This window comes from Algoriphagus halophilus, assembly GCF_041729275.1.
Lineage (GTDB): Bacteria > Bacteroidota > Bacteroidia > Cytophagales > Cyclobacteriaceae > Algoriphagus > Algoriphagus halophilus_A.
Genome location: NZ_CP146486.1, coordinates 3,486,606 through 3,506,839, shown reverse-complemented (window position 1 = coordinate 3,506,839; position 20,234 = coordinate 3,486,606). Strand labels below are relative to the sequence as shown.

The following is a 20,234-nucleotide window of genomic DNA, read 5'->3' as shown; positions in this document are numbered from 1 at the left end:
AAAGATAGCTTGAAGGAATTAAAATCCATCCCCATTTCTAAGGTCTTAACCCTTAGAAAAGGTTAAACCACTTTTTCAACTATCCAAGAAAGTCATTTCCCTCAAGAATTCTCTTCAATTTTCTTTTTTAGCTTATTGGGAAGGTCGTGTAATTTCTTAAGCTTCAACGAGAATAAAACTGCAACAATCCCTAGAAGAATAAACACCATGGCTGTGACAGTAACTAAAGTCATCCCGATGATTGCTGGGTTCCAAATTAGAATGATGGACAAAATCATCCCTCCAATACTTAACCAAAGTAAGGATTGGTACTCGTCGCCATGGTCTTTCAAACTCAAAGCAAAACTGATACCTGCTATGGACTTAAACATAACCCCAAACCCTACATACAAGGGTAAAGTCACCATGGAAAGTGCCGGATTAGTCAGTAATAAAAATCCAATTACCGTACTGATCAGGCCTGATGCCAAAAACCAGCCCCAATTATCCAGGTGTTTTATATTCCCAAAAGCAAAGGTCAACTCGCTCAAACCAGAAACTAAAAATGATAGGCTAAAAAGTGTCGCCAACACTAAATAGGAAGCGAGAGGAGTACTAAACACATAAATTCCTAAAAGAATAAATACTGCGCCAATTAATGTCAAGAAATACCAGTAATCCAGCGCTTTTTTGATGGTTTTGAAAGGTTGTGAAGTCATGATTGATATGATTGTTTACTAAAAATACATTTTCCTATAGCAAACCCTTAACTATCAAGCCTTTTCTAATCGATATAAAATCTCCAACATTGGAAAACCAAAATTCTCTGTTTGTTCCTCAGATATTCTCACAAAGCCATATCTTTCATATAGGCTGATAGCGGGGTCCAATCCTGAGGTAGTGTATAAGTAGGCAGATTGGTAGTTCTTTTCCTCAAAAAACTCCATCCATTTTTGCATCAACTCTTTCCCTATTCCAATTCCTCTATAGAGCTTCTCCATAATAAAATAGCGGAGCTGGGCACTATTCTTAGCCCGATGCATCAAAAGTAAAAAACCAACCATTCTCCCTTCGGACTCCACCACCCAAACACGATCTCTTTCTTCGTCAAACTGTCTATAGAACTCTATCAAGCTCTCCATTACATACATTTCAAAACCAATGGGGAAACCGTGTTCCTCCCCATATATCTTGCCATGCAAGGCAGCTACCTGTCCCAAATCCCCAGGTTTCAAAAAATTCCGAATCGAAAGTTTATTTTCTTCAGTGATCATACTAAAACAAAAAACCGCCGGAAAGGCGGTTTGGGATTAATCTTCAGAATAATTGAAGCTATCAACTTGCTCTTTTACCCAATCATGGTATTTCGAAAGCCTGTACTCCAACCATTCATTCTTGTATTTGGATTCATCAATTAAAAACTTAAAACCCGTAGAAGCCTTTGGTTTACTCAAAGCATTCACCAAATCCTCGGCTAAGTTTTTCTCCTTGATTTTTCTATCGACAAAGTCCTGCATCATTTGATGCTCCTGAGCAGGTTCCATTTTAGTGAACTCAGCAAAATTGTCAGGATTATCTTCTATTTCGTCTAGAATATCCTCCTCCTCTTCGGTGAGATCGTAGTTGAAATAATCTTCGTCATCGGGCATATGATGAATCTTCTTTTTATCGATTTGATAGAAACATACATTGCCTTTCAGCAATTGGGTTGATATTGATTCAACCTCTTTTTCAGTAAGCGAAAACATGAATGAATTACAAAATTTTTCGAAAAATAGTGAATGTCAAAGTTGCATCAAATTGTTTTTGGACTCGGTATTAAAAATCATGAATTTATTTCTCATTTTTTTCAAAAAGGTCTTTTAAAACCTCAGAATCAATGATATGCCCTCCAGAAAAATTGATTCTTTTCACTTTTTTCCCCAATAGTTTTACTATTTCCTCCTGTTTTTGGAGATTCTCAGAATTCACAAATTCATCTTGGTCTCCCAAAACACTAATAAACTCAGTATCCAAAAATTTTCTCTGCTGACATTTAATTGCAAATCGTGTGCAAATCCCCCAGCCCACAGAATGAACTTGTTGACCTTTCCCTCCCAACGACTTGCCCAACGGGTGGCAGTGGCTACTCCTTGGGAAAAGCCTAACACATGAACTTTTGGAGCATTCTCAAATCCTGACAGGATTCCATCCACTAATTGATCCAAGTACCTATGATTATTTTCAATGGCTAGTTCCCGTTCATGACTGGTCATCCAATTGGCACCAACCCGGCCAGAGAAATCCTTCAAATAAGAATAATTCGTTGCCTCAGGTGCAATAAAAAGCCGATGGTTTTGATCAAAGGGCAAAAACTTACGAATGAAAAATTCTGCCAATTGTCCGTATCCATGAAACAAAATCCAAATTTCTTCCTCTTGAAAATTAGGTTCGTGGGAGACACAGTATTCTGCCTCATAACTGACCATGATACGTCTCTTCATTGGATTACCCATTCAAATCCTCAAATTTAAATGGTAAGAGAGCCTGAATTCCAGGAATCTTCAATATATGACCTTGTGGTGTTAAGATGAGTAAGGTAATCGCTTGATTAAACCTCATTTCTGTTTCACTGATGGTCTGTCGGCATAACCCACAAGGTGAAACCGAGGCCCATTCTTCTTCGCCTTTTCTTTTGGCTACAATCGCCAGCTTTTTAACCGGGTCTTCAGGATAATTAGCTCCTGCATATCCCAATAACAATCGTTCGGCACAAACCCCTACAGGAAAACTTACATTCTCCTGATTACTGGACTTCAAAATCCTGCCCGAATTAAGTTTAGCCGCCGCACCAACTTGAAAATTTGAATAGGGTGCATAAGCATCATTACTAATTGATTTTGCCTCTAAAATCAGTTCCTGGTCCTCATCCTTCAATTCCTCCCAAACCAACTCTTCTAATTCGGCCGATATTTTAATTTTTTTACCCATAGTTGTATCTAGGAGTTATCCATACGAACAATGTAGTGAATAGTTCCAAAATTAAATGCCAGTCCCTTTCCTAGCTTGATAATAATAACCAATTTAGGCCTTTGACCAAGTTTGAATATGAAGACAATTTTGATTCTTGGAGCGGGAAAATCATCCTCCTATTTAATTGATTATATAGCAGCAACTTGTAGTGATGGTAGCAGAAAACTTATTCTTGCAGATTTAGACCTCGCATTAGCTAACTCCAAACTCCAAGGAAGGCCAAATACAGAAGCAACAGGTTTTTCTATTGAAGATAAAAAGGCATTGAAAAAATTAATCACTGCCTCGGATCTGGTCATTTCCATGCTGCCTGCATTTATGCATCCTATCGTCGCTAAAGAATGTCTGATCCTTGAAAAACATTTTTTCTCCGCTTCCTATGAATCTGAAGAAATGAAATCCATGCAGGCTGAAATAGAAAAGAAAGGCCTGTTTTTTTTAAATGAATGTGGTTTAGACCCAGGATTGGATCATATGTCTGCCATGAAGATTATTTTGGAAGCAAAAGTCAATCAAGAAGAAATTCTCTCATTCAAATCCTATTGTGGTGGATTACTTGCCCCAATCAGTGAAGACAATCCATGGAAATACAAGTTTACCTGGAACCCAAGAAATGTGGTATTAGCAGGACAGGGAACCTCCAAATATATTGATCATGGTGAATTGAAATTTGTTCCGTACCACCAAGTATTTAAAAGAACCGAAACCATCCATTTTGACAGGTTAGGAGATTTTGATGGCTATCCTAATCGTGATTCCCTAAACTATAGGAAAGTATATGGAATTGAATCTATTCAAACCATGTTGCGTGGCACTTTGAGGAGGTCTGGCTATTGTAAAGCCTGGGATGTATTCGTTCAACTTGGATTAACCGATGACTCTTATGAGTTAAACTTGCAGGAAGGAAGTACCCTGAGACAATTCCTGAACACATTTTTGCCCTATAAAAATGAGTTGTCTGTGGAGGAAAAACTTGCCGAAGCCATTCCCGAAATGGATTTCCCAACATTTGAAAAAATCCAATGGTTGGGATTCTTTGGAAATCGAAAACTGCCAAAAACGCAAGGGAGTCCAGCTAGTATACTTCAGGCAATCTTGGAAGAAGATTGGAAATTATTTCCAGAGGACAAAGATATGATTCTGATGCAACATCAGTTTGAAATCAAATCCAATAAGGGCATCAAAACGATCGTCTCGAGTCTCGTTTGCTATGGTGAAGACTCTACCTATACGGCTATGGCAAAAACGGTTGGTCTACCTTTAGCAATTGCCGTAGATGAATTTCTGAATGGAAAAATTAAACTCACAGGACTTCATGTACCAGTTTTACCAGAGTTATATAACCCTATTTTAAATAAACTTGAAACACTAGGAATACGGTTTATAGAAAGTACCAACTAGTCTTTATGGTACTTTCTCATGGATTCCAATCTGAAGGCCGCTCGGTTTGTGCGCCATCTACAACTCTGCAATCATCAGCTATAATTGTTCTACCCTGTACAAAATCTAATTTAGTAGCATCCACATAGACTCTTTTGCTGGTTTCTCCTGCTGCCATAAAATATCCCAAAACCACTTCATCAGGATGATCCAAACTGACCATATTGCCTCGAATATTGGCAGGTGGAGGATCAAATACAGACCCACTCAATTCAACTTGCTGTTTCACCAATCGGAGAAACCGGTAGGCTCCTGCAGAGATACTGTATTGTTCGATATCAATTCTGTATTGGTTGACAAAACGTAAACCGTCATCCAACACAAAAGCTGCAGGTATTCTAGAGCTAAGACCATTAAAAGTGTCATCATTTGCTATGAATATAGAATAGTTTGACACCTGCTCAGATCGATAACATGAAATACAACAATCCTTTGGAGCTGGCTGTCGACTTGGAGGAGGGATTATATAAAGATCCGGTCTGGTTTCTAAAATGTACATAGAAGGACCTTTTTTCCAATAGTAATAGTTATCCTCACCCTCAGGATCCTCAATGTCCACCAAGAATTGAACTCCTGAATCTGGATTCAATTCTCCTTCCACAGGAATTTGTTTGACCTGATAATTGATCTCTTGAATCTCTGGAACGGATGGTAAGGTCTCCGGTAAAGAAGAATAAACGGTTCCGTCAACCAACTGGATTTGCAAGGTATAGGTATTTCCAACCTCTGCTGAAAAATCTTCAGAAGTATAATAATCACCCCTATTTTCAAGATCTTCTTCCAGAAAAATCACTTTTCCTGTTTGATCCCTTACGATCACCGTTGCTCCAGCAACTGGACGAACAAGCCCCTCATAAATACTTCCGTATGTATCACTTCTGGAAAGCTTTACAAGATGAGGTCCAGGTCCATTAGTCACCATCCCCTCGACGGTCAGCAATTGAACCCCCTCTTCAATATCCACTTCATATGGGTCTACACAACTCCATAGTAGGATAAAAAAGATAAAATTAAACTTTTTCAAAGTACTTTAAGTCAATACAATTTATGGATTCCAGTCTGCTGGAGGATTCAATTGGGCTCCCTCAACTTCACGACAATCGTCTGGTATAATTACTGCTGGCTGCGTAAAATCAAGATCTTCTGCTTGGATATAAATTCGTTTGACTGTTTCTCCGGCAGCCATAAAATACCCTAAAACCACCTCTTCAGGATCATCCAAACTTATCATATTCCCTCTGATGTTTGCAGGTGGCGGATCAAATACAGACCCTGAAACTTCCGTTTGTTGTTTGACCAATCTTAAAAATCGATAAGCTTCCTGAGAAATACTCATCTGCCTCAAATCAGTTCTCAATGTTTCTACAAATCGCTTCCCATCATCTTCAATGAAACCCGCAGCTACTTTAGTATTCAAACCATTGAAAATATCATCTTTTTCCAAATATATCCCTTGACTTCCAAGCAACTCGGTTTTGAAACATACAATGCAGCAGTCCTTTGGTTCAGGCTCCCTACTTGGTGGGTTTCTTAAGTTCGGATTTGGAGTATAAAGGTCTGGCCTTGTTTTTAAAATATAGGTAGTCTGGTCTGTTCTCCAGTAATAGAAGTTATTTTGATCAGATGGATCTTCAATTTCTGCTATTAATTGTACACCTGACCGCTCCAAAACCTCACCTTCCACTGCGATCTTCACTACCTTCACATCAATATTTTTTATTTCCGGTACTGAATTGACCAACTCTGGTAAGGAAGTATAAACCTTTCCATCCACGAGTTGGATTTGCAGGGTATAGGACCTACCAACAACCGCTGCAAAATTTTCAGGAGTATAATACACACCTCTGTCTTCAGTATCTTCAGTCAAGAAAATTACCTTTCCCTGGTCATCTCGAATCACTACAGTAGCATTGGAGACTGGCCTGATTAAGCCTTCAAAAATACTCCCATAAGTATCACTTCTCGTAAGTCGAATACTTTGAGCTCCTGGAGTAGTAGTAATTGTGCCTTCCACAGTCAATAACTGCTCACCACTTTCTACATTAACCACATAGGGGTCAATGCAAGCAGCCAATGGTAAAATTAAAAGCAGGTAAATATATTTTTTTAGCATCTTATTAAAACTTAATAGAGTAGCTGATACTTGGAAGAGGAACACCTAATACAGCGAGTTTTAACGCTTGTGGAGGTGCCCCTAACTCATCCACAAAGAAGAGCGAGAATGGATTTTTACGTCCATACACATTCAATACTGAGAAAGTCCAATCCCCATCGAAGAATTTACCCTTGCCTGGAAGTTTAAAGTTGACAGAAAGGTCCAATCGATGATAATCAGGTAATCGTTGTTCATTTCTTCTATTGAAATAAGCAAGGTTGTTTCCTGAATAATCAAACTTGGCTTCTGGGTAGGTAACTGGTCTACCTGTGCTATATCCAAATGTTGCCGAAACAGAGGTGTTGGTACTCACTTTGTAGTTTCCTATCAAGGTAAAGTCATGAGGCTTGTCATAATTGGAAGCATACCAATCTCCATCATTGATAATCTCTTCTTCAAATGGAGTGATTACTTGTCTCAAACTTCGGGAGTAGGTATAGGAAGCCCAGCCAGTCAATCTTCCCAAATTCTTCTTCACATATAATTCCACCCCATATGCCCGTCCATTGGCAGGAACCAATTCGGTTTCCAGATTATTCTGAAGAATTAAATTGGCTCCATCCTTATACTCTATGACATTCTGGATGTCTTTGTAGTAGACTTCGATGGAGGTTTCAAAAATATTGCCTTTGAAATTGTTATAGAATCCCAAAGATATCTGATCCACGATCTGCGGTTTCAGGTAATTATCACTCAACTTCCAAACGTCTGTTGGAGCGATGGTAGCAGTATTTGAAATCAAATGAATAAACTGGTACATTTTATTGTATCCCAATTTAATCGAGCTAGCCTTGGAGAAAGAGTAACGTAATGAACCTCTAGGCCCAAGTCCATTATATGATTGAATCTCCTCTCCATCTGCATAGGTAGTTTCACTGATGGCACTTCCATCCGAAAGAGGTTGGTTTTCCGCATACTCGCGGACAACCCTAGGACCGAAATAACTATACATGTCATATCGGACACCATAAGACATCCCAAACTTCTCTCCTAATTCAAATTCATGCTGGAAGTGAACACCGGATTCTCTTCCGTTTTCATTCTGCACTTTTTGAGGCAATATTCCAGATTCCTCTCCAGCGGAAGGAATTAATTCCCCTGGTTGCAATTCCAAATTTTTGAAATCTCCTCCCACAGTGACTTTATTGGTCTCGCTAAACATATAATAGAAATATGCTTTGATACCATAATCTTTGATGCCAGAATTCAGGTCAAAATCATTGATTCCTGATCTATTGAAAATGCTGTAATCATATTGGGTATAATATCCCAAAGCCTCGAGGCCCATCTTGTCATTGAAAACACTTTTCCATTGTAAGGAATGACTGTTGTTTTTCCAGGACACGGTCGTATCAGAGGCAAAAGCAAAATCATCGTAAGAAGTATAATAGCTATACGTGAACTCATTTTTCTCTGAGATCGGGGCAGAAATCACCAGGTTTCCATCATAAAAATTCGCTCTTGAATTCTTTAGGTCCGGGTTGCTCAAAGCACCCAAGAACCAATTAATATAGGAACCTCTAAATCCTCCTCTAATGGAAACTTTATCCTTTACCACTGGTCCATTGAATCCGACTTTACCTGAGAAATTACTCAGCATTAGGTCCCCTCCCCATTTATCGATGGAACCTGCTTTTGGTTGTATATCCAAGATCGAAGAACCTCTACCTCCAAATCTTGCTGGGATTACTGACTTGTATAAAGTCACACCATTCACCGCATCCGCATTGAAAGAAGTAAACAATCCAAACAAGTGAGTAGGGTTATAGATGGGAGCTCCTGCAAATTGGATCAGGTTTTGATCAGCGCCTCCACCTCTGACGTTTAAGCCAGCTGCAGCTTCACCCACCTGGCTTACCCCTGGGAGGGTGGCCATAGAGCGAATAATGTCCACTTCTCCTAAAAAAGGAGGTAACTCACGCATGGTATTCATACTCATGGTAATGGCTCCCATATCAGTGGAACGAATATTTTTCTCTGGATCACTACCATAAATCACCACATCATCTAATTGAAAATCTTCCTGAAGCATTTTGATGGAAATCCTTCCATCTCCTACGGCAGTGATTGGGTAATCAATGGTTTCATACCCCACATACCTAAATTGGAGGTTGTACTCTGCACGATCTAAGATCAATTCAAAGCCACCATTGTTGTCGGTTATTCTGTTGATTTCTAATTCAGGAACAGTCACTGTAGCTCCTACCAATGCTTCTCCGGTAATTTCATCGATGATCCTACCTGTTATCCGAATTCCTTTCAGTTGACCGATATCTCTTCCGATTACTTCCCGATTCACTTCGGTCTGAGCCCATCCCAACTGACAAATCAGTAAAAAGAAAATGAGTAAATGTTTTTTCATATGCTGAAATTAAAATCCGTTGGGGTCAAACTTGTACAAATTCATCGGGAAATTCCCTGCCAAAGTAATATCAGGCATTCTCATAATGTAAAGAAATCCATCCTTCTCAAAGTGGGCTACCGTAATTTCCTGAGGCAAGCCGGGGATGTCATTTTTGATTTCCAAACCATGGTATTCATATCCAACTCCCAAACCTGTGTATTTCTTTGATAAAGCCCTACATATGCCTTATTACCAATCACTTGCCCCATTCCATAGCCTTGCCCTAAGCTACCAGGATAGGTAGATACAGACTCCCATGAGTCAGAACTGATCGTATATTGCCATAGCACTGCATCATTGCTAATGATATAGACCTTATTTTGATACAAAAAGAATGCATTCTCCGTAGAAAACTCAACTGGAGAATCATTTAGATTTGTCCAGGTATTGGTGGCTGGATTATATCTTCTTAATGCGGAAGTATTCCCCTCTTTTCCTCCTAGGACATAGAGATTTCCCCCATTTTCGAATGCGATTGATTCTCTACTGGCAAAAGGTAAATCCGGTAGCCTTTCAAATCCAGAATCCGTCACTTTATAAAATGAGAAATTAATATCATATGGATTCGGTATCAAACCAGCGGTTCCACCTCCCAAGTAATTTTTGGTGGCAAATCCATAGGCTCGGTTTGAACCCGGAAATGAAACTTCTTTCCAAGTATTAGATCCAATGTCATATTGCTGGATTTTTGAATAAAAACTGTTCTTGGAAACGGTTCCCAAGCCAATATTCAATCCTGAATTGGTCTGGTAAAATGCATTTCCATAAAGTCTAACAGCTTCAGGAAACTTGTTGATTAACTCATAAGTACCAATTTGATATTCAAAGTTGGAGTTAAATTCCAAGGTTTTATCTTGAACGTTTACGGTAATAGGAACCGAAAAATCTGAGGCCTCAGGGATAATCAAATTAAGTCTGGACTCGAATTCTATAGATGTGATTACCGCTTTTGAATCACCAAAGAACACTTCTGTATCTTCTGTGAAATTTTGACCTGTAATAATCATGCTCTCCCCAACCAATCCAAAAGCTGGCGAGAAGGTTTCAATTATTGGACTTAATGTGTTTAGGGTAATCACATTTCCAAATTGAATCTCTCCTCCCAAATCCATAAAGGATTTTGCATAATAGGTTTTTGAATTTGTCAATCCAGTAGTTTCCCCTATAAATCTACCGGGACCTTCTTTTGTACCTAGTGAAATAATTATTGGGGAAGAAAAATTTTCATCTTCGGCGAGATAAAAACCATGATCGACCGCGCTGATTGTTTGGTTAGTAATTAAGCGACCTAGAAGTCTGACATTTTCTGCACTGGTGTATAGCACATCTTCCGTCACTAACACCGTGGTTTCAGGTTCCTCTTCAGTACAAGCCCATCCCAAAAGAAGCATAACTAACATGCTCAGAGATAGAAGTTTTCGCATATGATTGTAGTAGTAATTAAATATCACCCAAAAATATAGAATTAGTATTCACAAACAAGATCACTCACCCCTCAAAAACTACCTTTCACAATAAATAGGGTCAAATATTGAAGATTCTTTAAAAAAATCCGTTCTATTGAAAATATCAGGGTATAAAAATGATTTAATTAAAGCTAAAAATTGAATTTTTGGTCAGAATTGATTCTAATTCTCAAGAGATCCTCTAGATTCTCCTTATTTTTCATGGAAATTCTAACAAAAAGCCTGACACAATCTTTTGATAGCTAGAATGAGCTGTCCCATCCTCATTTTTTATGAAAATTTCTTGAGATTGAAACTCCTTTTCTTCCAACCCAAAACACACAATTTCTCTAAGTACTCTCTTTCCTGGTTTATCTTGCACCGTAGTAGATTGCCATTGGCTTAGTCCAAACTCTTTAGAAACCTCCCTCAGATCTTGCATTTGTCTGGGAGGTAAAATCACCCAAAAACAACCTTCCTTACTAAGCAAGCTAGCTGAATTGCAAACAAGCTCCCGAAAAGAAAGGGTGTCTGTATGCAAAGCCTGATTTCTTTTGGAGTTTTCAGACTTTAAATGGTCTGGAAAATAGGGTGGATTACTGACGATCATGTCAAATTTCTCTTCAGAACTGAACTCTTGGAATCTACCTTCCCAAATCTTCATCCTAGATGAAAAAGGGCTTGAAATAAAATTTTCACCTGCTTGATTTACAGCCATATTGTCGAGTTCAATACCTGTAACTTGAGCAATGGGATAACGCTGGGCCAACATCAAAGAAATCACTCCTGTCCCCGTACCTACATCCAGTATTTTTTGAGGATTTTCTAAGGAGGCTAATCCACCCAATAGTACTGCATCAGTACTAATCTTCATCGCACATTGGTCCTGATGAACCCGAAACTGTTGAAATTGAAACCAAGTATTAGCCATTAGGTCCTGGCTTTACTGAAAAAGCTCAAATTGAACCTGGGCTTATCGTCCATCACATTTAAATCATCCTCAGAAATTCGTTTCACACTTTCAATGGTATAAAACGCCTTTTCATCCAAACTCTTTACCTTATCTATAAACTTTGCCAGCGCATCTCTTTTCATGACAGTAAAAGTCAATTGAACTTTACCATACCTCCCTTCGGCACCTACATTGGTAAAGCGGAAATTCTCCTCTTTCATGTATTCCATCAATTGAGGGTTGGGATTTGGAGTAATAATCCGTACCAAAACCCTCCCAAGTGCGAGTTTCTCTTCAAAATACATCCCCACGTAAGTTCCAGTTCCAAAACCAGCAGCATAAGCGATATAAGACATGGGGTTGGATATATTTTGAAATATCTGGCCTATGGCAAGCAACCAGATCAATGCCTCAAAAATCCCAAAATGGGGGCAATGTTCTTCTTCCCATTCATCATGAACATGATCCGTAGCGTATTAATTGAAACATCTCCTACACGTGCAATAAAGATTAATAGGGGCATAATCAGATAGTTAAATAAGTTTTCTGAAACGCCTAGGGATTGCATTAATTCTTGCATGGAAATATCATTTGGGAAACTCGCGCAAAATTACATAAAGCCTACGAAAATAATCCTATTAGATCTTCATATCTCGTCCTGCAGCCATCCCAAAGCCAGTAAAAAGAACAGAGAATAGAATTAAAAACCAGATTAAAATATTCCATGACCCAAAAAGATCTAAGGAAACACCAAAAAGCATAGGACCCAATGCTGCTAAATAATATCCAGAGGACTGAACCATGGCAGAAAGCTTTGCAGTCGTCTGATCTTCTGCCGTTCTCAGCGAGATCAACGTGTAGGCAATACTTAAACTAGCTCCCATTCCCAAGCCAATCAGGGTCAAAGAAGAATAAGTAACCCATTCTGATTCAATAAATAAACCTAAAAATCCAATGATATAGCCTATCCCAACAATTAATATTACCCCCGACTGCTGCTTCAACTTGATCAAAATAGATGGTGCAAAATAGGAACCTATCAAGGATACCAATTGCATAATGGAAGATACAGCCCCTGCCTCCACGGGAGACCAACTTCTAGACACCAACATATCAGGAAGCCAAGCTGTCAAAGTAAAATACATCACGGATTGGCAGCCCATAAAAAGCGTGACCTGCCAAGCTAATTTGGATTTCCAAACGTTTTTTGCCTTCTCCCCACCTATATGCATGCCCGCTTTTGGCCTTTTCAATTGTGGTATCCAGACAAGTAAAGCAAGAACCATAAACATGGCCCAAGAGGCCAAAGATCCTCTCCATCCAAATCCTAAATCTTCTGCGATTGGAACAGAAAAGCCTGCTGCAATGGCAGCAAAAAGTGACATCATTGTAGCCAATAGGGCAGTCATCAAACCTATTTTATGTGGCAATCGGACCTTTATCAAAGGAATCACCAATACATTGGCAATTACGATTCCAATTCCCGTCAGGGCAGTGCCTACCAATAAAAGCTCAATTCCTCCCAAAACCCGGAGAATGACCCCAATAGTCAATAATAGAACACCCAAAAAAACCGCCCTCCCCATGCCCATTTTTCTTCCAATCGCTGGGGCAAATAAGGAAAAGGTGGCAAAGGTCAACAATGGTAGTGTCGTGAGGAAACCCGCTAACCCATTCGACAAACCCAGGTCATCACGAATAAACGGAATCAATGGGCCCACTGAAGCGATGGAGGTCCTCAGATTAATGGACACCAATAGAATCCCTGAGATTAATAAAAATTCCGATGAGTTTGACTTTGACAATTGATGCAAAGGTGATTTATAAATGAAAGATCAATATGTTCCCATCAAAGAACCGAAACCTGACCTAATATATAATTGTGGTGAGAAAATAGATTTCATTCAAGACTTAGAGTGGACTAAATCTACCAAACAATCCACCCAGGTATCCTCGGAGTTTAAACTTGGGACTAAATCCCAATGGTCCCCACCTTGCTCTTCAAACTGCTCTTTATATTCTTGTCCTACCTCGACTGTAGTCTCTAAGCAGTCAGCAACAAATGCTGGAGAAAACACCAAAACGTTCTTCACCCCTTCAGAGGACAATTTCTTGATCATATCTTCCGTATAAGGTTGAACCCAAGGGTCTTTTCCTAATCGAGACTGAAAACAGGTGTCTACTTTTTCTTCGGGCAACCCAAGTTCGGCAGCTATCATGCGTGTGGTCTGAAAACACTGGGCTCTATAACAAAACTGATTTGAAGAGGAATATTTATTACAGCAAGCACCTAATTGGCAATAGTTGTCCACTGAACCTTTTTTAATTTGTCGTTCAGGAAGGCCATGATAAGAAAATAAGAAGCGATCATATTTTTTCTTCTCCATCATTTCTTGCCCTAATTCTTTCCAAGCTTTCAGGAAAAGAGGATGATCTATAAAATTGCTAACAAAGGTAATCTCAGGAATGATCTGCCAACCACGGGCTATTTCCATAACTCGATCTATTACAGAACCATTGGTAGCAGAGGCATATTGGGGAAACAATGGCACTACAATAATCTTCTTCACTTTCTTTTTCATCAACTCCTCCAATGCCGATTCAATGGAAGGACTTTGGTATCTCATTCCCATGGACACCACATATTCAGATGAATCCAGTTTTTCTACCAGCTTTTCCTTTAAGTCCACAGTATGAAAAAGCAATGGTGAGCCTCTATCTGTCCATAGCTTACGATACTCTGCAGCAGATTTTGGAGCCCTAAAAGGGGCTATAATCAAGTTGACCAACATCCATCTAGGTATAAACGGAATATCTATTACACGTCCATCCATCAGGAATTCGCGTAAATACTTTCTAACATCTCCTGTGGATGTACTATCTGGAGTTCCCAAATTCACTAGCAATACGCCAGTTTTTCCGGTTTTGATCATGTGCTTTTGATTGTGGGTAATGAAAAGGACAACCCAAAATTACATCTGATTGTTAACTTAAGCCAATTGATCTTTCAAATGAGTCATTGAAAAAAGATCTTAAAATTTCAGCTTTTGTGCCCAGTTGATTAAAGGACCTGAGAAAATACTTGAAATCAAGGCAAGAATAACCAACCCAATAAACAAGGACTCGGAGACCAATCCTGTCTCTAAGGCAATCAATCCTAAGATGATATCCATACTTCCCCTGGTACTAAGCCCAAAGCCAACAATGATTGATTCTTTTCTGCTTATTCTTGCATACCTTCCTCCCAAGTAAGCTCCAAAATACTTTGCCAACAAGCCAAGAATTACCACTACTCCGGTTACTCCGGGATCAAAAGCCTCCACAAAATTCACTTTCAGTCCAATGGACACGAAGAAAATAGGTGCAAAAATATTGTTAATGAATTGATGAAGGATCTCCTTGGCTTTTTCTGTTAAGTATTCGGAATCTCCTAACGCAACACCAATGATGAAAGCGCCAAAAATGGCATGAATACCAATAAACTCAGTAAAAGAAGCTGCCAGAAAACATATGGCTAGCGAAAGGGAAAGTAATCCACCTGGCCAAGCCAGATTTTTATTGATCCAAGGCAACACCCTGTTAATTAAACCCTTTCCTAAAGTCAACATGAATAATGTAAAGAACAGGGTTAACCCAATCGTAGGCCAAACACCTAGTCCTTCTGCACCTGATTCTGATAAGGACAAGATCACGGAGAAAACAATCCAACCTAGGATGTCAACCAACATGGCTGCCGCTATGATCAGTAAACCCGTTTGGGTCTTAAAGATTCCCAAATCCATTAATATCCTAGCGACTACAGCTAATGCAGTGATGGAAATGGCCAATCCAAAAAGGTAGAGGCTACCGCTCTATCATTGATATTCACTCCCAAAAACTCAGGGAAAGCATAGGCTAGGACAAACCCTGTAATTATGGGTAATGCCATGGAGGCCGTAGCAATTTTTAACGCATTTTTCCCTTGATTCCATACCACTTGAAGCTCTACCTCCAGTCCCGCAATAAACAGGAGTAGGACTACAGAGATTTGGACAAAGCCATCCAGAGCAACATTTGACATTTCATGAGAGCCGAACAAATAATCCTGAGCTCCTGGGAATAAGGTCCCTAATATGGTCGGCCCTAAAATGATACCAGCCAAAATCTCACCGACTACTGCAGGAAGTTTGAACTTCCTTGCCAATTCGGCAAAAATTCTGGCCATAATTAACATGGCGGCAAGCTGGAGGAGTAAATTAATAACCTCCTTATGGTTTAAAGTTTCCATGGAAGATTATTCTTTTACAATTAATAGATTACAAGGCAAAGTGCTTAATAAGTCTTCCAAATCATGTGGAAAAATCCTATCGAAAAAATTTAATTTATGTTCATCACCTACTACCAACAAATCTGCATTAATTTTTTCACAGAATCGTGCCAATTCGATGGCCCACCTACCTCCGGTCACTTTGATACTAATTTTTAAATCATCTTTATCCAATTTGCTCAGGATATCCTCCACATACTTGATTTCATCCTGAACTAGCTGACGTCTGGTTTGGGCAACCTCCTGCTCTGAATCTTCAGAAGCAGTCCCCATTTGAAGCCCATACATTTTGATCTCATTCAAAATAAAGACCTGGTCTGCCTTTACTTTTTTTGAAAAATCGATGCCTTGCTGTATGACAAAAGGGGTTATTGGAGTTTGCGTTCCATTGAATACCACCTGTGAAAAGCCAGTAGTTTCTACTTTCGGCTCAATCAGTGTAAGCACTGAGCATGGGGCTTTTCTGATTATTTTTCTCCCCACCGAACCTAGGTAATAGGTTAGAAAACTTTCATTTTTAGGGCTCCTGCTACTAGTAAATCTACCTTCTCATCCCTGCATGCTTCCAAAATCATTTTACCAGGCTTCCCCTCTTTCCATATAATTTTGGTGCGATCCTTAGGTAGTTGTGCATTTTCTACTAATCCTTCTAGTTTCTGTACCAGCTCATCTGTCTTTTTCCCAACATGAATTAATATCAATTCTGACTCAAAGAGCTCTACCAATCTTTTGGTTTCGGAGATCAATGCCTCAATTCTAGGAGAAAAGGCTATTGCAAGGGCTATTTTTTGGTACATGGTGTAGTAGCTATTTGCATGAAATAAGCGAAAAATCCCGATCTGTACAACATAGTTTTTTATCTTATCCACTTATCCCGAGCAATGTCCACTTATGCGTGATTTAAGCTTTCGGAAAAAGTACTACCTAAATTATCTGTAAAAATTATAAAATTTAAAGGAAGATCAGGAGCTTCTCCTGAATACCAATGAAATTTAAAACCCAAACAATTTATGAGAAAATTACTACTAACAGGCTTACTTTTAGGAAGCTTGGGTTGGTCAATGCATGGTTTTGCGCAATCTGATTACCCCACACTTTCTCAAGTAAACCAAAGGCTACAACAGATTAGCTCCAATTCATCGGCCGAACTGACCTCTCTCACTAAGACGGAAGGAGGAAAAGATATTTGGGCGTTAAAAATAGGAACCGGCCAAGTAGATGAAAAACCTGCTATTGCAGTAGTCGGAGGAGTTGAAGGCTTTCACGTACTGAGTGTTGAGCTAGCCTTGCAATTCGCTGAGAAATTAGTGTCAGAAAATGCTGCTGCACTGGAAAATACTACTTTCTATATTTTTCCAAACATGTCACCAGATGCCTATGAGCAATATCATGCGGCATTGAAGTATGAAAGACGTGGAAATGCAGTTACAGTAGACCATGATAGAGATGGAGTTCCTGCTGACAATGGGTACACTGATTTAGATGGAAATGGAATGATTACTTGGATGCGTGTAGAAGATCCCATGGGAGACTATGTAATTTCTTCAGAAGATGAACGCGTTATGGAAAAAGCGAATCATGCTAAAGGAGTAGCTGGCAAATATTTAGTATTCAAAGAATCTGTAGATGATGATAAGGATGGGAAATATGCAGAAGACCTTAAAGAAGGAATCGCTTTCAATAAGTCTTTGACCTATAAATTCCCAGTATTCGAACCGCTTGCGGGTGATATTCCTGTAGCTCAAAAAGAATCCAGGGCATTATTAGACTACCTATTTGATCAATGGAACATTTTTGCATTTGTTACATTTTCTCCTGCAAACAACCTTTCCTCTCCCTTAAAATATAATGCGGGCGAGGCTAGAAAAAGGATTGTGACCTCTATTCTGGAGAAAGACCAAGCCATAAATAGTATGGTATCTTCTATTTACAATGAAACCATTTCAAGTAAACCATTTCAGCAAACGAACCAGGGAACTGACGGGGATTTTTTCCAATGGGCTTATTTTCACTTTGGAAGATTAAGTTTTGGAACACCGGGATATTGGACTCCAGAATTTAAAGGAAAAACAAATGCAGAAGCCAATTATCTAGCATGGGCTGATTCTTTGGGATGGGAAGGTGTTTACACTCCTTGGAAAGAAATCAATCACCCGGATTTCCCAGGCAAAAAAGTAGAAGTAGGTGGAATTAACCCATTTGTCATGGTCAATCCTCCATTTGAAAAAGTGGGAGAGATAGCCGATGAACACACAGATTTTATTTTAAAGCTTGCAGAAATGCAGCCTAAACTGGAAATGCATAATCTCAAGATTGAGGGATTAGGAAATGGTTTAACGAGAATTACTGTGGATTTATTTAATAACTCTCCTATTCCGACACATTCTCAAATGGGAGAGCGCTCCAGATGGTTAAGAAAGGTTAGAGTAGATATGAATCTTCCAGAAGACAGAATTATTTCCGGAAACAAAATCGAGTTAATTGATGTGATTGGAGCATATGAGAAGGTAGAACTTAGCTGGATTGTAAAAGGTAAAGGAGAAATACCTGTGAAAGCAGGAGCTTCTCATGTAGGTTTTGTGAATGCAACTTTTAAACTCTAACATCTAAAAATCATGAAAACAACAAAATTAATCGTTGGGCTGGCTTTTAGTGCTTTGAGTCTAACTACTATCGACGCCAATGCTCAGGAAAAATTCTTCCAAGCAGTGGGTACTCCTTACATGCCAAAAGTTGAAATAGCATTTAATCGTTATTACACCTACGAAGGGCTTGTGGACAATATGAAAAAAATTGCAGCAGCCCATCCCGATATCGCAAAGTTAGAATCCATCGGAAAATCCTACGAAGGTAGAGATATGATGACTTTAACCATCACTGATTTCTCCACGGGTCCTGATACAGACAAGCCAGGTATGTGGATCGATGGAAACATTCACTCCAATGAAATTCAGGGTGGGGAATTTGCTTTGTACGCTGCTTGGTATTTGACCGAAATGCATGCAGATAATGAATTCATCCAACAACTATTAAAGGACAAAACCTTTTACATCACCCCAACTATCAATCCTGATGCAAGAAACGATTTCTTCAATCAGCCTAACACCGCCAATTCTCCAAGATCTGGAATGATGGTTTTGGATAATGACGGGGACGGATTCAAAGGTGAAGATGGGATGGATGACTTAGATGGGGATGGACATATTACGATGATGATACGAAAATCACCTACTGGCAGATATATCAAAGATCCCCAAGATCCAAGAAAACTGATCATGGTTGGTGCTGATAAAGTCGGTGAATATGAAATCCTAGGACAGGAAGGCACAGATGGTGATGGTGATGGAAGAGTCAATGATGACGGAGTTGGGTATTATGACCCAAATAGAGATTGGGGATGGAATTGGCAGCCAGACTATATTCAAAGAGGGGCTTTGAGATATCCATTTTCCTTGCCTGAAAACAGAAATATCATGGAGTTTGTGATGAAGCACCCCAACATTGCCGGTGCTCAAAGCTTTCACAACAGTGGGGGGATGATTTTAAGAGGCCCAGGCGCGGAGGAAGATGTCAGTACATACAACAGAGATGATATCCGCATTTATGATGCCATCGCTTCCAAAGGAGAGGAAATGATTCCTGGTTACCGTTATTTGACTGTCTATAAAGACCTCTATTCAGTTTTTGGAGGAGAATTGGACTGGTTTTATGGGACAAGAGGAGTATTCACCTATTCTAATGAATTAATGACTTCCTATTTGTATTTCCATAAAGAAGGTTCTGGAAGAGGAAATCAAGACGAAATGTTTGAAGTAGATCAATTGCTGACCATGGGGGATGCATTTGTGATGTGGCATGAATATGAGCATCCTCAATTCGGCACTGTGGAAATAGGTGGGTTCAAAAAGACATTTGGAAGAGCACATCCAGGCTTCTTATTGGAGCAAGATGCTCATAGAAATGCGGCTTTCACTATTTATCATGCCTATCATACGCCAAAACTTTCGATTATGGAAGTGAAGGAAGAAGACTTAGGAGGAGGATTAAAATCCATCACAGCAACCATCTTCAATGAAAGATTGATGCCGACCCATGCTAGTCAGGATTTAAAGTATAAAATCGAGAGACCAGATTATGTGAGTATTTCCGGAGCAAAAGTAGTGGCCGGCTTTGTAGTAGAAGATGAGGACTTCAAGAAATTCAGTGAACAAAAAAGAAATCCTGAAAAGATTGAAGTAGCAAATATCCCAGGAATGACTGCAGTAAAAGTTAAGTGGATTGTTTCTTCAGGATCTAATTACGCTATTACTGTTGACTCTGCAAAAGGAGGAAAAGTAAGCTGGAAGAAGTAATTCACTAGAAATCAAAAAAAGCTCTGAGATTCGTCTCAGAGCTTTTTTTTTTTGCACTTTATAATTCAGAATTCGCTCCATTGAAATGTTTGTTGATTAGGTGCAAGCCTTCATAATTGAGACCTTTTGGAAGAAAACTATCTATGGTAAGCGAATTTGTACTTTGTCTTAAAACAATTTCTAATAAGC

20 protein-coding genes and 1 pseudogene are annotated in these 20,234 nt (G+C 39.3%); 3 read left to right on the top strand and 18 right to left on the bottom strand.

The genetic code is table 11. The features are described 5' to 3' along the window. Positions 1-101 precede the first annotated feature (101 nt). From V8V91_RS18765 to V8V91_RS18740, 6 genes are all read right to left on the bottom strand, one after another. The gene (locus tag V8V91_RS18765; RefSeq protein ID WP_373396757.1) at positions 102-698 is read right to left on the bottom strand and encodes an HdeD family acid-resistance protein; all 597 of its coding nucleotides are present in this window, start codon (positions 696-698) and stop codon (positions 102-104) included. Between the two features lie 54 nt (positions 699-752). After that, positions 753-1,214 carry a GNAT family N-acetyltransferase gene (locus tag V8V91_RS18760; protein WP_373396756.1) on the bottom strand — a complete coding sequence of 154 codons (462 nt, stop codon included), beginning with the start codon at positions 1,212-1,214 and terminating at the stop codon, positions 753-755. Positions 1,215-1,289: 75 nt separating this feature from the next. Continuing rightward, the gene (locus V8V91_RS18755) at positions 1,290-1,727 is read right to left on the bottom strand and encodes a UPF0158 family protein (RefSeq protein ID WP_074226755.1); all 438 of its coding nucleotides are present in this window, start codon (positions 1,725-1,727) and stop codon (positions 1,290-1,292) included. A gap of 85 nt (positions 1,728-1,812) precedes the next feature. After that, positions 1,813-1,950: a hypothetical protein gene (locus V8V91_RS18750; protein ID WP_373396755.1), complete on the bottom strand. Its 138-nt coding sequence runs from the start codon at positions 1,948-1,950 to the stop codon at positions 1,813-1,815. Then, entirely contained in the window at positions 1,947-2,462 is a 516-nt protein-coding gene (locus V8V91_RS18745) for an alpha/beta hydrolase (protein WP_373396754.1), read from the bottom strand. The genes V8V91_RS18750 and V8V91_RS18745 overlap by 4 nt, the downstream gene beginning before the upstream one ends. A gap of 4 nt (positions 2,463-2,466) precedes the next feature. Further along, the gene (locus V8V91_RS18740; protein ID WP_373396753.1) at positions 2,467-2,949 is read right to left on the bottom strand and encodes a cytidine deaminase; all 483 of its coding nucleotides are present in this window, start codon (positions 2,947-2,949) and stop codon (positions 2,467-2,469) included. 117 nt (positions 2,950-3,066) lie between these two features. Between V8V91_RS18740 and V8V91_RS18735 the strand changes: the two genes are divergently transcribed. Continuing rightward, a complete protein-coding gene (locus V8V91_RS18735; protein WP_373396752.1) occupies positions 3,067-4,392 on the top strand; it encodes a saccharopine dehydrogenase C-terminal domain-containing protein in 1,326 nt (441 codons plus the stop codon). A gap of 16 nt (positions 4,393-4,408) precedes the next feature. Here the strand turns inward: V8V91_RS18735 and V8V91_RS18730 are convergent, their stop codons facing one another. The 12 genes and pseudogenes from V8V91_RS18730 to V8V91_RS18675 all read right to left on the bottom strand — a co-directional run bounded on the left by V8V91_RS18730 (position 4,409) and on the right by V8V91_RS18675 (position 16,490). After that, positions 4,409-5,395, bottom strand: a complete 987-nt coding sequence (locus tag V8V91_RS18730) for a DUF4249 domain-containing protein (protein WP_373396751.1) — start codon at positions 5,393-5,395, stop codon at positions 4,409-4,411. Positions 5,396-5,476: 81 nt separating this feature from the next. Then, on the bottom strand, positions 5,477-6,544 hold the full coding sequence (locus V8V91_RS18725) for a DUF4249 domain-containing protein (RefSeq protein ID WP_373396750.1): 1,068 nt from the start codon (positions 6,542-6,544) through the stop codon (positions 5,477-5,479). Positions 6,545-6,548: 4 nt separating this feature from the next. Beyond that, positions 6,549-8,948 carry a carboxypeptidase-like regulatory domain-containing protein gene (locus V8V91_RS18720; RefSeq protein WP_373396749.1) on the bottom strand — a complete coding sequence of 800 codons (2,400 nt, stop codon included), beginning with the start codon at positions 8,946-8,948 and terminating at the stop codon, positions 6,549-6,551. 116 nt (positions 8,949-9,064) lie between these two features. Beyond that, a complete protein-coding gene (locus V8V91_RS18715; protein WP_373396748.1) occupies positions 9,065-10,414 on the bottom strand; it encodes an IPT/TIG domain-containing protein in 1,350 nt (449 codons plus the stop codon). A gap of 241 nt (positions 10,415-10,655) precedes the next feature. Beyond that, on the bottom strand, positions 10,656-11,309 hold the full coding sequence (locus tag V8V91_RS18710; protein WP_373396747.1) for a tRNA1(Val) (adenine(37)-N6)-methyltransferase: 654 nt from the start codon (positions 11,307-11,309) through the stop codon (positions 10,656-10,658). Positions 11,310-11,365: 56 nt separating this feature from the next. Further along, a pseudogene (locus V8V91_RS18705) lies at positions 11,366-11,967 on the bottom strand (DUF2179 domain-containing protein). Positions 11,968-12,025: 58 nt separating this feature from the next. Beyond that, on the bottom strand, positions 12,026-13,141 hold the full coding sequence (locus tag V8V91_RS18700) for a CynX/NimT family MFS transporter (RefSeq protein WP_373396746.1): 1,116 nt from the start codon (positions 13,139-13,141) through the stop codon (positions 12,026-12,028). Positions 13,142-13,291: 150 nt separating this feature from the next. Next, entirely contained in the window at positions 13,292-14,320 is a 1,029-nt protein-coding gene (hemH, locus tag V8V91_RS18695) for a ferrochelatase (RefSeq protein ID WP_373396745.1), read from the bottom strand. A 99-nt stretch (positions 14,321-14,419) separates the two neighbouring features. Then, complete coding sequence (locus V8V91_RS18690) at positions 14,420-15,214, bottom strand: cation:proton antiporter (protein WP_373396744.1); 795 nt, start codon at positions 15,212-15,214, stop codon at positions 14,420-14,422. Beyond that, positions 15,190-15,654, bottom strand: coding sequence for a cation:proton antiporter (locus tag V8V91_RS18685; protein WP_373396743.1), 465 nt, complete (start codon positions 15,652-15,654; stop codon positions 15,190-15,192). The genes V8V91_RS18690 and V8V91_RS18685 overlap by 25 nt, the downstream gene beginning before the upstream one ends. A gap of 6 nt (positions 15,655-15,660) precedes the next feature. After that, the gene (locus tag V8V91_RS18680; protein WP_373396742.1) at positions 15,661-16,140 is read right to left on the bottom strand and encodes a universal stress protein; all 480 of its coding nucleotides are present in this window, start codon (positions 16,138-16,140) and stop codon (positions 15,661-15,663) included. Between the two features lie 53 nt (positions 16,141-16,193). Further along, complete coding sequence (locus tag V8V91_RS18675) at positions 16,194-16,490, bottom strand: universal stress protein (RefSeq protein WP_373396741.1); 297 nt, start codon at positions 16,488-16,490, stop codon at positions 16,194-16,196. A gap of 213 nt (positions 16,491-16,703) precedes the next feature. Between V8V91_RS18675 and V8V91_RS18670 the strand changes: the two genes are divergently transcribed. Further along, a complete protein-coding gene (locus V8V91_RS18670; protein ID WP_373396740.1) occupies positions 16,704-18,296 on the top strand; it encodes a M14 family metallopeptidase in 1,593 nt (530 codons plus the stop codon). A 12-nt stretch (positions 18,297-18,308) separates the two neighbouring features. Further along, a complete protein-coding gene (locus tag V8V91_RS18665) occupies positions 18,309-20,045 on the top strand; it encodes a M14 family metallopeptidase (protein ID WP_373396739.1) in 1,737 nt (578 codons plus the stop codon). Positions 20,046-20,234: the final 189 nt, after the last annotated feature.

Coding starts and splice junctions, on each gene's coding strand:
- V8V91_RS18740 (WP_373396753.1), bottom strand. CDS start 2,949: ATGGGTAAAAAAATTAAAATATCGGCCGAATTAGAAGAGTTGGTTTGG.
- hemH (WP_373396745.1), bottom strand. CDS start 14,320: ATGATCAAAACCGGAAAAACTGGCGTATTGCTAGTGAATTTGGGAACT.
- V8V91_RS18755 (WP_074226755.1), bottom strand. CDS start 1,727: ATGTTTTCGCTTACTGAAAAAGAGGTTGAATCAATATCAACCCAATTG.
- V8V91_RS18765 (WP_373396757.1), bottom strand. CDS start 698: ATGACTTCACAACCTTTCAAAACCATCAAAAAAGCGCTGGATTACTGG.
- V8V91_RS18670 (WP_373396740.1), top strand. CDS start 16,704: ATGAGAAAATTACTACTAACAGGCTTACTTTTAGGAAGCTTGGGTTGG.
- V8V91_RS18715 (WP_373396748.1), bottom strand. CDS start 10,414: ATGCGAAAACTTCTATCTCTGAGCATGTTAGTTATGCTTCTTTTGGGA.
- V8V91_RS18685 (WP_373396743.1), bottom strand. CDS start 15,654: ATGGAAACTTTAAACCATAAGGAGGTTATTAATTTACTCCTCCAGCTT.
- V8V91_RS18675 (WP_373396741.1), bottom strand. CDS start 16,490: ATGTACCAAAAAATAGCCCTTGCAATAGCCTTTTCTCCTAGAATTGAG.
- V8V91_RS18745 (WP_373396754.1), bottom strand. CDS start 2,462: ATGAAGAGACGTATCATGGTCAGTTATGAGGCAGAATACTGTGTCTCC.
- V8V91_RS18725 (WP_373396750.1), bottom strand. CDS start 6,544: ATGCTAAAAAAATATATTTACCTGCTTTTAATTTTACCATTGGCTGCT.
- V8V91_RS18735 (WP_373396752.1), top strand. CDS start 3,067: ATGAAGACAATTTTGATTCTTGGAGCGGGAAAATCATCCTCCTATTTA.
- V8V91_RS18710 (WP_373396747.1), bottom strand. CDS start 11,309: ATGAAGATTAGTACTGATGCAGTACTATTGGGTGGATTAGCCTCCTTA.
- V8V91_RS18665 (WP_373396739.1), top strand. CDS start 18,309: ATGAAAACAACAAAATTAATCGTTGGGCTGGCTTTTAGTGCTTTGAGT.
- V8V91_RS18720 (WP_373396749.1), bottom strand. CDS start 8,948: ATGAAAAAACATTTACTCATTTTCTTTTTACTGATTTGTCAGTTGGGA.